This window comes from Kitasatospora sp. LaBMicrA B282 (assembly GCF_050325825.1).
In the GTDB taxonomy this organism is placed as follows: Bacteria; Actinomycetota; Actinomycetes; order Streptomycetales; family Streptomycetaceae; genus Kitasatospora.
In genome coordinates, this window is sequence record NZ_JBNQTI010000118.1 from 1 (window position 1) to 12,647 (window position 12,647).

The following is a 12,647-nucleotide window of genomic DNA, read 5'->3' on the forward strand; positions in this document are numbered from 1 at the left end:
GGGGGCGCCCGGAAAGCGTTCCGGGCGGCGCCGCCGCCTTCCCCCGCCGAACTCCCCCCGAGCTCGGGCGTCAGCCGAGCAGCGTGCCGCCGGTCGCGTCGATGAAGGAGCCGGTGACCCAGCGGGACGCGTCCGAGGCGAGGAAGGCCACGACGTCGGCGATGTCCTCGGGCTGGCCGACCCGCTTGAACGCCGACATCTCCGCCATCCGCCGCACCGCCTCGGGGTTGCGGAAGACCGGGCTCTGGTTGTCGGTGCGGCCCGGAGCCACTGTGTTCACCGTGATGTTCCGCGGTGCCACGTGCAGCGCCAGGTGGAGGGTGAGCTGCTCGATGGCGCTCTTGGAGATCGCGTAGGCGATCTGGTCCGGCTGCGAGCTGCGGGTGATGCCGGAGGAGATGTTGACGATGCGGCCGCCGTCCGGGATCAGCGCCAGCGCCCGCTGCGCGACGAAGAACGGCGCCCGGGCGTTGACCGCGTAGTAGCGGTCGAACAGCTCCGGCGTCACGTCCTCGGTCAGCACCGGCGGGCCGCCCACCGCGGCGTTGTTGACCAGGATGTCCAGCGAGGCGGAGTGGGAGCGCTCCCGCAGCTGCTCCACCAACTGGTCGAACAGCTCCTCGACGGCGGCGACCTCACCGAGCTCCGCACCGACCGCGAAGGCCTGCCCGCCGTCCGTCTCGATCTCCTCGACGACCTCCAGTGCGGCGTCCCGCCCGGTCGCGTAGTGCACGGCGACCAAGGCGCCGTCCTCGGCCAGCCGGCGGGCGATGCCGCGGCCGATGCCGCGGCTGGCCCCGGTGACGAGCGCGGTCTTGCCATCGAATATGCCCACGACCAAGGACCTCCACGGGGAATGCGCGACCCGGCGCCAAGTCCGGTTCGCACGCGACAAGTTCGGCAGCGCACCAATCTACGACCCGCCCGACGCCGCCGGGAGACGATGACCACCGGAATCCATCGCTCCTTGAGCGAACCTTCCGTATACCCCTAGTGGCGACCGGCGCAGCCGTTGGTGCACCGAACGTGCTGTTCAGGCCAGGTGAGCGAGTTCCGGTCGGCGCAATTGCCCGGCCCGAGCCGCGGAAGGTCGGGGACGAAGGTCGGGGACGAAGGGCGAGCGCGAAGGTCGGGCTCAGGTGATGTCGAAGTCGGCCCACTGCAGGCCGGTGATGTCGGTGAGCAGACCGGTGGCGCGGCGGCCGTTGTCGCGGAAGTAGTGCTCCTGGAGGGCATCGGCCAGGATGCGTTCCTGGGACCGCTGGGTGGCGCCGGCGTCGACGGCGGTGAACAGGCGCTGGGCGACCTCGCCGGGCAGGTGCTGGGTGATGGTGCGCATCCGCGGGTCGTCGGTCGAGCCGGCCGCGGACTGGTAGCCGAACTGGGCCTGGATGTGCAGCAGGAAACCGCGCTGCTCGGCCGCCCTGCGCACCCGCCTGCGCACACCCGGCTGCCAGTGCCGGCGCACCGCCTGCTCGACCTTCCGCTCGTTCTCCTTGGTCATGGTCGGCACCACGCCCGCGGCCAGCGCCTTGACCCAGCGTTGGGCGCTGCGCACCGAGACGCCCACCACCTGGGCCAGCGCCCGGGTGTCCTTCTTGGCGACCTTCTCCCACAGGAACCTGACCCGGGCACCCAGGTGCACCGGGATCGGCCGGGTGCGCTCCACACGCTCCAGCGCCTCGTCGATCTCGCCCACTGTGCTCTCCTCGGGTTACTCGTCGGCTTACTCGTCGGCGGAGACCGCGCCACCGGTCTTGATGTGGCGGGCCGGGTTAGCCTGCTCGGCCAGCAGGGCGAGCACCTCCGGCAGCGGGCGGGCGCCCTCGAACTTCACGAAGCCCGGACTGACGCCCAGGCGCAGCGCGCCCGGTGCCGGGGCGGCGGCGGGGTCGTGGGGCAGCACGTCGAGCGCCGAGGGGCCCGGGGCGGCGTACACCGCGCAGTCCGACAGGACGCCCAGCGGGTAGCGGCCGGTGGTCTCGGCGGTCCGGCGCAGCTTGCGGTGGAAGTTGACCCGGGCGGTGGCGATCACCGCGGCCCGGATGTCCGGCCGCCAGGTCGGCCGCTCCAGCGCCGCCCAGCGCTGACCGGGCTGCCACCCCTGCCGCGGCTTCTCCCGCAGCTTGCCGATGCCGCCCTTGGCGGTGGCCTTGATGGCGGAGAGCACGGCGAGCTCGGCCGGGTCGCCCGCCTCGCCCAGGCGGGCCATGGCGGCCAGGAAGGCCTGCGGGTCCCGGTCGGCGAGGTCCAGCGGCACGCCGAGCCGCTCCATGGTGGTCAGGTAGGCGTCACGCAGCCTGCGGTGCCACGGGTCCAGGTAGGGGCCCGCCTCGTGGCGCAGCCATCCCTCCAGGGGCTCGACGGTGGCGCCCAGTTCGGCGGCGTAGGCCAGCGTCGGGGTCGCGTACCAGGCCGGGCCGCGGGGCGGCTCGCCGCTCGGGGTGAAGGGGTTGGGCAGTCGGGGGTCCAGGTCCAGCCCGGAGAGGTCGACCAGCCAGCAGCCGGGCACCTTGCGGTCGAAGGCGGGACGCTGCGCGTGCAGTGGCTCGGAGAGCCCGACCACCAGGCGGCCGGCGGCCGCGAGGAAGGCGGTGTTGACGTCCAGGCCCACCGCGTACGGCTGGGCCCGCTCCGCGTCCTCGACCTGGTCCAGCGGGCGGAACCAGTCCCAGGCCTCCTCGGCCAGCACCTGGTCGGCCTCGCTGCCGCGCCCCTCGGCCAGCGGGTGCTCGGCCGGCACCTCCGGCGGCGCCGCGTCGACCGCCTGGTGCAGCGAGCCGTCGACCGGCGCGGAGACCCAGCCGGACTCGGTGCGCACCGCCCGGGTCGGCGGGCGCAGCGCCGTCATCAGCTCCAGCCCGGAGACCGCGGTGGAACCGCGCGGGGTGATCACCCGGGTCGCGTAGGCGCCGAGCAGCCGGGCCAGGTCGCCCGCGCCCAGCCCGGCCGGGAACTGCCAGCCGCCCAGTTCGAGCGCGCCCCACATGGGCACGCACAGCTGCACGCACTCGCGCCGGCCGCCGGTGGGTTCGCGGTAGACCCGGGCCCACGGGCCGAGACCGCGTTGGGTCAGCTGCCACCCGCCGCGGGCCAGCGCTTTGACGACCCGGTGGCCGGCGGCGAGGCGGCCCAGGCGGGGGACGTAGTCCTTCTTCTCGTCCTTGCCCGCCGGCGGCAGGCCCAGCTCGGTGGCGGCCGCGTCGGTCAGCACCAGCAGCGGGTCGCCGTCCTTGCCGTAGCGGTGCAGCCGGGGCGAGCCCAGTCCGGCCTCCAGCGCCCAGCCGACCAGCGCGGGCAGGGTCCTGGCCGGGACCGGGTGGGCGCTGCCGTCGACCAGGTACTCGAGCAGCTCCCGGCCGTCGGGGGCGACGTCGATCACGGCGAGCGGGCCGGTGGGGAAGCGGGCGGCGGCGGCCTGCTCCCAGTCGGGGGCCGGGGCCGCCTTGGCCGGGGCGCGGCGGGGGCGGGCGGGGGGTTGGCGGGGGGCGGCGGGGCGGGTGGCTTGGCGGCGGGGTGCCTGTGGGGCCTGGAGAGGGGCCGGGGACGGAGCGGGGGGCTGGGCCGGCGGGGCTTCGGCGGGAGTGGGGGCGGCGGTGGCGGCTTCGGTGGCGGGCTCGGTGGGGTCCTGGGGCTGCGGGGTCGGGGTGCACCAGTCGCCGGCGTGCAGCGGGCGGCCGCCGGAGCGGTAGGGGGTGGGGCGGCCGCAGCGGATGCAGGGCGCGGGGGCCTCGAGGACCAGCTCACCCTGCGGGGTCTCGTCCAGCAGGGCGACGCCAGGCGGGGGCGGGGAAGCCGGAGCCTGCTGAGGGGCTGTCAGGGGCTCGGCCGGCGACGTGTCGGTCAGGGAATCGTCGGCCAGGGAAGCGCCGGCGGGCGGGGCCTCGGTGGGCGAGGTCTCGGCCAGCCGGGCGGCGATCCCGTCCAGCAGCCGGGCGTAGGCCACCCGGGCCTCGCCCTGCGGCTCGCGCCGCCCCGCCTCCCAGGCGCCGAAGGTGGTGCTGCTGACCCCGAGCGCCTTGGCGGTCTCGGTCTTGGTCAGCCCGTAGGCACCGCGCAGCCGCTCGCGTTCGGCCGGGGACGGCAGCGGGACCGCCCGGCGGGGGCCGGGGCCCAGCAGGGCGTCGATCGCGTCCGGGGTCCCGGTCATCGCGCGGTCTCTCCTTGGTGCTTGTTAACTCGGTGCTTGGTGCTCGGTCTGGCTGACGGGTCGTCGCGGGCCGGGAGGGCCGGCTAGCGCACGCCCTGGCGGATCTCCTCGAGGCGGGTCATCAGCCGTTGGTAGCGCTGGGCGGCGGCCTGCGGGGAGCGCAGCCCCTGCTCGTCCCTGATCTGCTGCCACTCCAGGCCCCGGCGGCGGGCCTCCATGATCACCTGACACTCCAGCTCGTCCAGCCGGATCCGCAACTCCTCGAAGACGGCCAGCGCCGCGCCCAGTTCGTCGACGCTGATCTCGGCCTGCGGCTGTCCGGCCCGCGCGCCGGCGCCCAGCAGCTTGCTCAGCACCGCGGAGGACTCCCACAGCCGGTGGGCCGGCTCCCAACCGGGTTCCGCCTCCGCGAGGTCGGCCCGGTCCCGGAGCCCGGCCAGGCGCTGTTGGGCATCCGCGTAGCGCTGGGCTGCCGGACTCGGTTCGAAGGCCATGGGTGCAGGGTAGCCGGGAACAACCGATCAACGGGTTGTTGGTTCGTTGCGGCCCCGGACGTGGCAGCGGTGAGCCATCTGGCGGTCACTCATCGTGACGATTGCGAGGGGTTCCGCAGCCCGGTGCGGACGGTGTTCGAATGACCCGGACGGGCGGCCGACGGCCGGTCAGGCGCTGTTCGAGAGGCTGATCATAGGACTGATCAGAAGATCCCACGGTAGCTCGTGTGAGTGAACGGCCGGTCAACCAAAAGGTGACAAATTCGTCAACCGACTCCTGGTGGGTATCCCTCGAGAGGGTGAGTAAATCGGCCGTTGTGCGTTTGCGTGTTGACGGCCCCGAAATGGGATTCGAACACAGTCTTAGCTGGTCTACTCCACAGCCTGGCCCGGAGCCGGGGATCGGGGCGTTTTGCCTGGTGAACGGGGTCGGCTCGGAGCGGGCTACAGGGTGACTGCCGAGCCGCTCAAGACCCTTCGGACCGAGCGGAGGGGGTCTCCGGTGACCTCGAGGGCCCGGACAGCGACTGAACCGGAGCGACTCGGTCGCCGTTCAGTCGCTGAGCGAAGCAGCAGGTCAGAGCCGCGCGGAGGGCGAAACAGCGACTGAAGCGACTCAAGGTCCTATCTATGAGACGCAAAGCGCGTGTGCGCGGGTGCGTGTGTGCGTCATAGATAGAGAGCTTGAGTCGCTTCAGTCGCTGTTTTGGCTGTTGTACCTGGTCTGACCTGCAGTTCTGTCGAGCTACTGAGCCAGCGACCGAAAGTCGCTGAGTCGCTGCCGCCGAGATTTCAGTCGCTGGGGCGGAGTTTGCCGCGGGACGGACACGCGGGCGGAGGGTGAGGCGGGCCGGGCCCGAAAGCTTCAGGTGTTCTAGTAACGGCCGGTACTCTCCGTCTCACTGTTTCGCTACTGTAAGTCCGTCATTGAGTCGCTTGGGTCGCTGACGGGGGGTTGGAATGGCTGCCGAGCTGCATGATTCGCACAGCAACCCAGGCCTCGGCCGGTCCCTGGCCACCGCCCGCTGGTGTGCTGCCCGCGGCTGGCCGGTCCACCCGCTGGCGGCCGGCCGCAAGACCCCGGTGCGCAACTGCGCGGCCTGCCGGCAGGTGGGCCACACCCGCCAGGGCTGCGCCTGCCTGCGGACCGGGGGCCGCTGCCACGGGTTCCACGCGGCCACCCTCGACCCGGCCCGGATCGAGCGCTGGTGGGGCGAGCACCCCGAGCACGGGGTGGGTGTCTCCTGCGGGCCGGCCGGGCTGGTGGTCATCGACATCGACGCGCACCCCCAGCCGCTGCCCGACCGCGACCGCCTGCTGCCGGGCATCCCGGTGGGCGAGGCGGTGGACCTCACCGGGCTGGCCAACGGCTTCCACACCCTCGGCGTGCTGGCGGCCCTGCGGAACCGGCCGCACCCCGCGCACGACGAGTCCACGCTGCGGGTGCGCACCCCCTCCGGCGGGCTGCACGTCTGGTACCGGGGCCACGGGTGGCAGTGCTCCAGCGGCTCCGGCGCGGGCCGCGCGCTGGCCTGGCAGGTCGACGTCCGGGCCCAGGGCGGCTACATCGTCGCGCCGGGCCACCGGACCACGGCAGGCCGCTACGAGCCCGTGGGAGCCGTCCGGGAGCCCGCGCCGCTGCCCGCCTGGCTGGCGGACGAGCTCGCCCGCACCGGGCACCTGACGCCCACCCAGGGGCCCGCCACCGGCGTCTCCCTGGTCCCCCCGCGGGCCCGCCAGGCGGTCGCGGCCGCCACCGCCCGCACGCCCCGACCCGGCGCGCACCACCACCCGGTGCTGGCGGCCATGCTCGCCGCGGTGGCCGACTGCGCCGCCGTGGCCGAGGGCGCCGCGTTCTCCGAGAAGCTCAACCGGGCCGCCTACACCGCCGGCGGCCTGGTCGCCGCCGGGCTGCTCACCGCCGCGGCCGCCGAGGACGCCCTGCAGCAGGCTGCCCGGCACGCCCGCCCCGGGCAGCAGCGGCGCAGCACGGCGATCATCCGCAGCGGGCTGGACGCCGGTGTCCGCCGGCCGCTGATCCCGGCGAGCCGCCCGTGACCACCGAGAAGAGCCTGGTCGACTTCGACGCGCAGGCGGTGGCGGCCCAGATCCTGGCCCAGCAGACCCCGTTGACGCCGCCGGCGGGTGTTGTGCTCCCGGCGCCGGCGTCGGTGCCCCCGTCAGGGGCCGTGGGCGGGCCGGTGAACGGTGCTGCGGGGGCGCCGGTGGGGGTGCCCGAGGCTCTGCCCGTGAACGGGGCCGTGAGTGTGGCTGCGGGGGCCTCCCCGGGCCCGTCCGCAGGTGCGTCCGTGGCCGGCCCGGCTGCGAGCGCACCCGAGGTCACCGCGGACGGGCTGCTGCCCGACACCCTCAGCGACCGGGGCAACGCCAAACTCTTCGTCAAGCTGTACGCCAACGACTACCGCCACGTCCCCGGCCTGGGCTGGTACCGCTGGGCCGGCACCCGCTGGCAGCTCGACGAGGACGACACCGTGCTGTGGGCCGCCGGCGACCTCGCCGAGGCCATCGCGCTCAACGACCCCAGCGGCCGGCACTCGGTCCAGGAACTGCAGCTGCACCGCCGCCGGGCACTGAGCACCAGCGGCATCAACGCCATGCTCGCGCAGGCCAGGACGGCCCCGGGCATGGTGCTCAACGCCACCCTGCTGGACGCCGACCCGTACGCGCTGTGCACCCCGGTCGGCATCGTCGACCTGCGCACCGGCGCGATCCGCGCCCCGCACCCGGTGCGGGACTTCCACTCGCGCTCGACCACCGCGGCCCCGCAGGCGATGGACACCCCGCGCTGGGACCGGTTCCTGACCGACACCTTCGGCGAGGGGCCGGAGGGCAGCGAGATGATCGGCTTCCTGCAGCTGCTGCTCGGCTACTCGGTCACCGGGGACGTGGGCGGCCAGGTGATGCCGTTCCTGTTCGGCTCCGGCAAGAACGGCAAGTCGGTGCTGCTGGACGTGCTGATGAAGCTGCTCGGGGACTACGCCGACGCCGCGCCGCCCGGGTTCCTGATGGCCCGTCCGTACGAGGGCCACCCGACCGACCTGGCCGAGCTGCACGGCCGGCGGGTGATCGTGTGCAGCGAGGTCAAGCCCGGCGACCGGTTCGACGAGGCCCGGGTCAAGCTGCTCACCGGCGGCGACCGGATCAAGGCCCGGCGGATGCGCCAGGACTTCTTCAGCTTCGAGCCGACCCACAAACTGTGGCTGCTCGGCAACCACCGCCCCGAGGTCGGCACCGGCGGTTTCGCGTTCTGGCGGCGGATGCGGCTGATCCCGTTCGAGCGGGTGGTCTCCGACGACCGCAAGATCGACAACCTGGCGGACATCCTGGTCCGCGAGGAGGGCCCTGGCATCATCAACTGGCTGATCGAGGGCGCCCGCCGCTACCTGGGCGGCGACCGGGACCTCACCGGCCCCGAGCGGGTCCGGATCGCCACCACCGCCTACGCCGAGACCGAGGACCACACCGGACGCTTCCTCGGCGAGAACTGCCGGCTCGACCCGGGCTCGCGAGCCGAACAGGCCCAGCTCTACGCGGCCTACAAGAGCTGGTGCCACAATGAGGGCGCACCGGCCTTGTCTTCCCGGGCCTTCGCGGCGCGCGTCCGCGAGGTGGTGGGACTGGAGTCCCCCAGGGGAATGATCCTGTCCAACCAGCGCAAGTACTACCCGGGCATCGGTTTGCTCGCACACGAGGAGACTGCATGAGCGCGCTCATCGGTGAGGACGAGATCAGTCACGAGATCGACCTGGTCTGGCTGGAGGACATCACCCGGCTCGACTACGTCCGCCAGAGCCTGGACCGGCTGCCCACCCGCCGGGGCAAGCCCGCCTACCACCGCGACGGGCGGATGGTCGGCTACGCCCTGCTGGGCCCGCAGGCCAAGCCCTCGCCCTCCTCGGGCACCTTCCGCCGCCGGGTGTTCTGGCTGCTGCCGCACGACCGGGACACCGACCCGGACGGGCTGTACGCCACCGGGGCGCCGGCGGAGGCGGTGGACACGCTCTCGCTGGCGCCGGGGAGCAAGGGGCGCAAGACGGAGCGCTCGGAGGGGCGGCCGCTGTCGGCGGCGGTCTAGGCTCTCGCTCACCGGCGCCCGGGCACGTGCGGGCGCCGGGGGCGTGCATCCGTCAGGGCCAGAGGTCGCCGCTCGCGGCCGCCGCGTCCAGGGCGCGCAGCAACGGCTCGTCGACGGCGTCCAGCGACGCCACGACGTGCTGCACGCCCGCCTCGTTCATGAGCTGCCGCTGGTGGCCGAGTTCGAAGTCCGAGGGGTGGCCGACGAACGGGACGCCCAGGGCCTTGGCGTGCTCGGCCACGGCGGCCACGTCGTCGATGAAGAGCACCTCGGCGTAGTCGAGCCCGAAGACCTCGGTGACGATCTCCCTGACCCCCGGGCGGAAGTCGTTGGTGCAGACGTACTGCGGCTCGTCGAAGAGCTCGGCGTGGGCGCCGAGGTGCTGGTCGAAGTGGGTCCGGTCCAGGCCGCCGTAGCAGACGGTGCGCAGGCCGAGCGCGCGTAGCCGCCCGACCAGGTCGAGGGCGCCGTCCAGGATCCGGTTCGGGTGGCGCTCCAGGTACTCGGCCCGCTCCTGGAAGTACACCTCCAGGACCTGCTCCAGTGGCCAGTCCAGCCCGGCGGCCTCGGCGATGGCCGCGGCTGCCTCGGCCCGCCGCTGGGAGAAGACCCGGCGCTCGACCTCGGCGGAGTACCGACCACCCCGGCTGGTGACGAAGTGGTGGATCACCGGGCTGAAGGTGTCGTTAAGGATCACGCCGTCGATGTTCACGGCAGCGGCCTTGAGCTGGTTCAGTGGTCCGGTCATGGTGCAACCCCCCTCGTGTCTGACCCCGTGCCAGAGCTGGTTTCCTGGCCCTACTGAGCAAGCCTGGGCTCCCCCGCCCTGGTCCGGAACCGGACCCGTTGTGCGGCTCTCAGCGGCTTGCTGACTACTTGCTGTCACGGACGCGCGGAGTCATGTCCGAATGGTGAGGCAAGTGGTGTCACAAAGTTGATCGGGACGGTTAAGGTACCATCTAGACGGTTTCTTTAGTTAGGCATAGGAGGTCTCGTGGCACGACAGGAGCGTGCAATCCGGACCCACCGTGCGGTTCTGGAAGCAGCCGCCACGGTGTTCGCCGAGGACGGGTACGCCGCCGCGAAGGTCTCGGAGATCCTCAAGGCTGCCGGTGTGACCAAGGGCGCCCTTTACTTCCACTTTGACTCCAAGGAAGCCCTGGCCCGGGGGGTCCTGGACGTCCAGACGGCGCTGGCCCTGCCACCACGGGACCTCAAGCTCCAGGAGCTGGTGGACGTGGTCATGGTGGTCGCCCACCGGCTGCCGTACGACCCGATGCTGCGCGCCGGAGCCCGGCTCTCGCAGGATCCGAAGGGCCGCAAGCAGTACGGCAGCGCCTGGCCCGCATGGATCGAGGTGCTGGAGGGACGGATCGTCGAGGCGCAGGCCCGGGGCGAGGCCCTGGCCCACGTGGAGCCGCGCGAGACCGCGGAGCTCGTGCTCACGTCGTTCAACGGGGCGCAGATCTTCTCGCAACTGGAGCACGCCCTCGGGGACTTCGAGCACCGGATCGCCGTGTTCTTCCAACACATCATGCCCTCGGTCGCGGTACCCGCGGTCCTCGGGAGGCTGGACATGTCCGAGGACCGCGGGGCGCGCGTGTACGCCCAGATGGAGATCGACGCGGCTGCCGAGGAGGCGGTGGGCTGAGTGGGGCCACCCCGCGGGGTGGCCCCACTCAGCCCACCGCACGGCCCCTCACCACGTGGTGGCACCACCGTCGACGGAGAGGGTCGCGCCGGTGACGAACGAGGCCTCGTCGCTGCACAACCATGCGGCGGCCTCGGCGGCCTCCTCCGGCTCGGCCATCCGGGCCTGGGGCGCCCTCGCGGCGCTCCGCTCCTTGGTCTGCGGGTAGCGGGCGTACCAGTCGGTGGTCATCTCCGACCGGACGAGGCCGGGGGCGATCGCGTTGACCCGGATGCCCTGAGCGGCGTACTCGACCGCCGCCGACTTGGTCAGGCCGATCACCGCGTGCTTGGAGGCGATGTACGGGGCACCGGCGGATGTGGCGACCAGGCCGGCCACGCTGCTGGTGTTGACGATCGCCCCGCCGCCGGTGGTGAGCATCGCGCCGATCTCGTGGCGCATGCAGTTCCAGACACCGCGCACGTTGGTGTCCATGACGGTGTCGAAGGCCGAGTCGTCGACGAGGTGCAGCGGCGAGCGGTCGACCACCGTGCCGGCGTTGTTGAACGCCGCGTCCAGCCGCCCGAACGCCTCCGCCGCCAGGGCCACGGCCCGGGCCATGTGTTCGGAGTCCCGCACGTCCCCCGCGGCCTGGACGGCCTGCCCGCCGGCGGACCGGATCTCGTCGACGAGCGTCTTCAGCCGGTCCTCCCGGCGGGCCACCAGGACCACGCGGGCTCCGCGCCGGGTGAACACCCGCGCCGCCGCCTCGCCGATCCCGCTGGTCGCCCCGGTGATGAGGATGGACTTCCCGGCCAACGATCCATGAGCATGTGCCATCGCACGTTCCCCCTGATCAGTGCGTGTGGACTGGCCTGAGTCTGACTGTTGCGTCCCGACCCGGCGCTCGCGCCGAGCGACACTCAGCGGGCGCCCTGGGCCGCCGAGACGGTGACGTTGAAGCAGAGCTCCCCGTGCTGGTGGCCGGTCACGATCACGATCTGCTTGTCCCCCGGCCGCTGCTGGGGGAAGTGCCTGGCCTCCACCACACAGGGGGCGTCCAACTCGACGTACCGGTGGAACTCGCCACCGATGCCGAAGAGCTGGAGCGAAGAGCGTCCCATGAGGCGGGCCGCCGCCTGACGGGCGGCCTCGAGCAGCAACATGCCCGGCACGTGGTCGAGCGGGTGGTCGAAGAAGATGGGGTGCCGGGCGTCGGCCCGCACCTGCCACTTGTCCTGCTCCCTGTCGGGCGCCAGGACCACGTCCATGTCGGCCACCCGGCCCACCGTCTGCGGCTGGTACCCAGGGGCCAGCAGGGACCGGGAGGCCGCGCTGATCTGCTGGTTCCGGCCGCCGCGCACGCGCTGGTAGACACCCGGACTCAGGATCGACAGGTCGATCGCCGCCGTCGCCACCACCTCGCCGGCGCGCCGGAAGACCGCCTGGAAACGGCCTTCGGTCAGCACGCCGCGGCGCTGCTCGATCCCGGAGCCGGTGACCTCGATGTCGAGCTGTGCGGGAGTCTCGTCGATGCGCAGGCACTGCGGCTGGACGGTCACTCTCAGGCCCTGCAGCAGGAAGTGGTGACCGAGCGGAACCCCGAACTCGGTGTGCGGCAGCAGGATGCACAGCTGACGCATCGTTTCGGCGATCAGCAGCGGGTCGTAGGAGCCGTTGTCGACCGAGGTGAAGAAGCTGTGGCCGCGGGGCCACAGGGCGGTGACGGTGAAGCGGTCGGCATCCTGGCGCTGCCAACCGGTCAGGAGGACCTCGGCAGCGTTGTCGCGGTGAACCAGTTCCTTCGGGACTACCCCGAGCGGGGCGGGGTGCTGAACGGCGGTGCTGAGCTCGGTGTGGATCGTGCTCGCAGGCATGGCTCCCCTTGGGCCGCGGTGACGGAAGGTGAGGTGGACGTCCACCGCAAAGATACTGACCAACCGGTTTTTTGCTATGGAGCCGCTACCTCCGGGTCGTCGTTTCTCGAGTGGACCTGAAGCACCTCTATAGCCCCGTGGCGGACGGTGTGCGGAGGCCGGAGGAGGCGATATGAGCGGGTCGGAGACCGGGAACCTCGCGCTCAGGGTCGAGCGTGGACGGGCCAGTGACGAGGAACTTGCCGTGGTCGTTGCGGTGTTGCACGCGGTGCTGGCCGGCCGGGGAGAGTCGGACGGTGATCGCGAAGCCTCGGAGGTGCCGCGATGGCGGCCCGAGCTGGCGGCCCAAACCTACCGCTCGCCGTACCACTGGCGCTAAACGCCCGCAGAACGGTTTCCG

The 12,647-nt window shown here is 72.6% G+C and carries 12 protein-coding genes; 5 read left to right on the forward strand and 7 right to left on the reverse strand.

Annotated elements, in window-relative coordinates; all coding sequences use genetic code 11:
• Positions 1-70: 70 nt before the first annotated feature.
• The 4 genes from ACQRUO_RS27140 to ACQRUO_RS27155 all read right to left on the reverse strand — a co-directional run bounded on the left by ACQRUO_RS27140 (position 71) and on the right by ACQRUO_RS27155 (position 4,644).
• The gene (locus ACQRUO_RS27140; RefSeq protein ID WP_428318702.1) at positions 71-835 is read right to left on the reverse strand and encodes an SDR family oxidoreductase; all 765 of its coding nucleotides are present in this window, start codon (positions 833-835) and stop codon (positions 71-73) included.
• 300 nt (positions 836-1,135) lie between these two features.
• Entirely contained in the window at positions 1,136-1,699 is a 564-nt protein-coding gene (tpg, locus tag ACQRUO_RS27145; protein WP_428318703.1) for a telomere-protecting terminal protein Tpg, read from the reverse strand.
• Positions 1,700-1,726: 27 nt separating this feature from the next.
• Positions 1,727-4,150, reverse strand: a complete 2,424-nt coding sequence (gene tap / locus ACQRUO_RS27150; protein ID WP_428318704.1) for a telomere-associated protein Tap — start codon at positions 4,148-4,150, stop codon at positions 1,727-1,729.
• An 83-nt stretch (positions 4,151-4,233) separates the two neighbouring features.
• A complete protein-coding gene (locus tag ACQRUO_RS27155; RefSeq protein WP_428318705.1) occupies positions 4,234-4,644 on the reverse strand; it encodes a hypothetical protein in 411 nt (136 codons plus the stop codon).
• Positions 4,645-5,604: 960 nt separating this feature from the next.
• On the opposite strand from ACQRUO_RS27155, the gene ACQRUO_RS27160 reads away from it, so the two are divergent.
• The 3 genes from ACQRUO_RS27160 to ACQRUO_RS27170 all read left to right on the forward strand — a co-directional run bounded on the left by ACQRUO_RS27160 (position 5,605) and on the right by ACQRUO_RS27170 (position 8,740).
• Entirely contained in the window at positions 5,605-6,702 is a 1,098-nt protein-coding gene (locus ACQRUO_RS27160) for a bifunctional DNA primase/polymerase (protein WP_428318706.1), read from the forward strand.
• A gap of 71 nt (positions 6,703-6,773) precedes the next feature.
• Positions 6,774-8,369 (forward strand): phage/plasmid primase, P4 family, encoded by a 1,596-nt coding sequence (locus ACQRUO_RS27165; protein ID WP_428318728.1) that lies wholly within the window; start codon positions 6,774-6,776, stop codon positions 8,367-8,369.
• Complete coding sequence (locus tag ACQRUO_RS27170) at positions 8,366-8,740, forward strand: DUF6009 family protein (RefSeq protein WP_428318707.1); 375 nt, start codon at positions 8,366-8,368, stop codon at positions 8,738-8,740. Before ACQRUO_RS27165 ends, ACQRUO_RS27170 begins: the two co-directional genes overlap by 4 nt.
• A gap of 52 nt (positions 8,741-8,792) precedes the next feature.
• Here ACQRUO_RS27170 and ACQRUO_RS27175 read toward each other — a convergent pair whose 3' ends face one another.
• Positions 8,793-9,488: an HAD family phosphatase gene (locus ACQRUO_RS27175; protein ID WP_428318708.1), complete on the reverse strand. Its 696-nt coding sequence runs from the start codon at positions 9,486-9,488 to the stop codon at positions 8,793-8,795.
• Between the two features lie 246 nt (positions 9,489-9,734).
• Here ACQRUO_RS27175 and ACQRUO_RS27180 point away from each other — a divergent pair, with 246 nt between their 5' ends.
• The gene (locus tag ACQRUO_RS27180; protein WP_428318709.1) at positions 9,735-10,391 is read left to right on the forward strand and encodes a ScbR family autoregulator-binding transcription factor; all 657 of its coding nucleotides are present in this window, start codon (positions 9,735-9,737) and stop codon (positions 10,389-10,391) included.
• A gap of 48 nt (positions 10,392-10,439) precedes the next feature.
• Here the strand turns inward: ACQRUO_RS27180 and ACQRUO_RS27185 are convergent, their stop codons facing one another.
• Positions 10,440-11,210, reverse strand: coding sequence for an SDR family NAD(P)-dependent oxidoreductase (locus ACQRUO_RS27185; protein ID WP_428318710.1), 771 nt, complete (start codon positions 11,208-11,210; stop codon positions 10,440-10,442).
• An 83-nt stretch (positions 11,211-11,293) separates the two neighbouring features.
• Positions 11,294-12,247 (reverse strand): ScbA/BarX family gamma-butyrolactone biosynthesis protein, encoded by a 954-nt coding sequence (locus ACQRUO_RS27190; RefSeq protein ID WP_428318711.1) that lies wholly within the window; start codon positions 12,245-12,247, stop codon positions 11,294-11,296.
• Between the two features lie 172 nt (positions 12,248-12,419).
• On the opposite strand from ACQRUO_RS27190, the gene ACQRUO_RS27195 reads away from it, so the two are divergent.
• Positions 12,420-12,626 carry an acyl-CoA carboxylase epsilon subunit gene (locus tag ACQRUO_RS27195; RefSeq protein WP_428318712.1) on the forward strand — a complete coding sequence of 69 codons (207 nt, stop codon included), beginning with the start codon at positions 12,420-12,422 and terminating at the stop codon, positions 12,624-12,626.
• The last annotated feature ends 21 nt before the right edge of the window (positions 12,627-12,647 follow it).

Coding starts and splice junctions, on each gene's coding strand:
- tap (WP_428318704.1), bottom strand. CDS start 4,150: ATGACCGGGACCCCGGACGCGATCGACGCCCTGCTGGGCCCCGGCCCC.
- ACQRUO_RS27155 (WP_428318705.1), bottom strand. CDS start 4,644: ATGGCCTTCGAACCGAGTCCGGCAGCCCAGCGCTACGCGGATGCCCAA.
- ACQRUO_RS27160 (WP_428318706.1), top strand. CDS start 5,605: ATGGCTGCCGAGCTGCATGATTCGCACAGCAACCCAGGCCTCGGCCGG.
- ACQRUO_RS27170 (WP_428318707.1), top strand. CDS start 8,366: ATGAGCGCGCTCATCGGTGAGGACGAGATCAGTCACGAGATCGACCTG.
- ACQRUO_RS27175 (WP_428318708.1), bottom strand. CDS start 9,488: ATGACCGGACCACTGAACCAGCTCAAGGCCGCTGCCGTGAACATCGAC.
- ACQRUO_RS27185 (WP_428318710.1), bottom strand. CDS start 11,210: ATGGCACATGCTCATGGATCGTTGGCCGGGAAGTCCATCCTCATCACC.
- ACQRUO_RS27190 (WP_428318711.1), bottom strand. CDS start 12,247: ATGCCTGCGAGCACGATCCACACCGAGCTCAGCACCGCCGTTCAGCAC.
- ACQRUO_RS27195 (WP_428318712.1), top strand. CDS start 12,420: ATGAGCGGGTCGGAGACCGGGAACCTCGCGCTCAGGGTCGAGCGTGGA.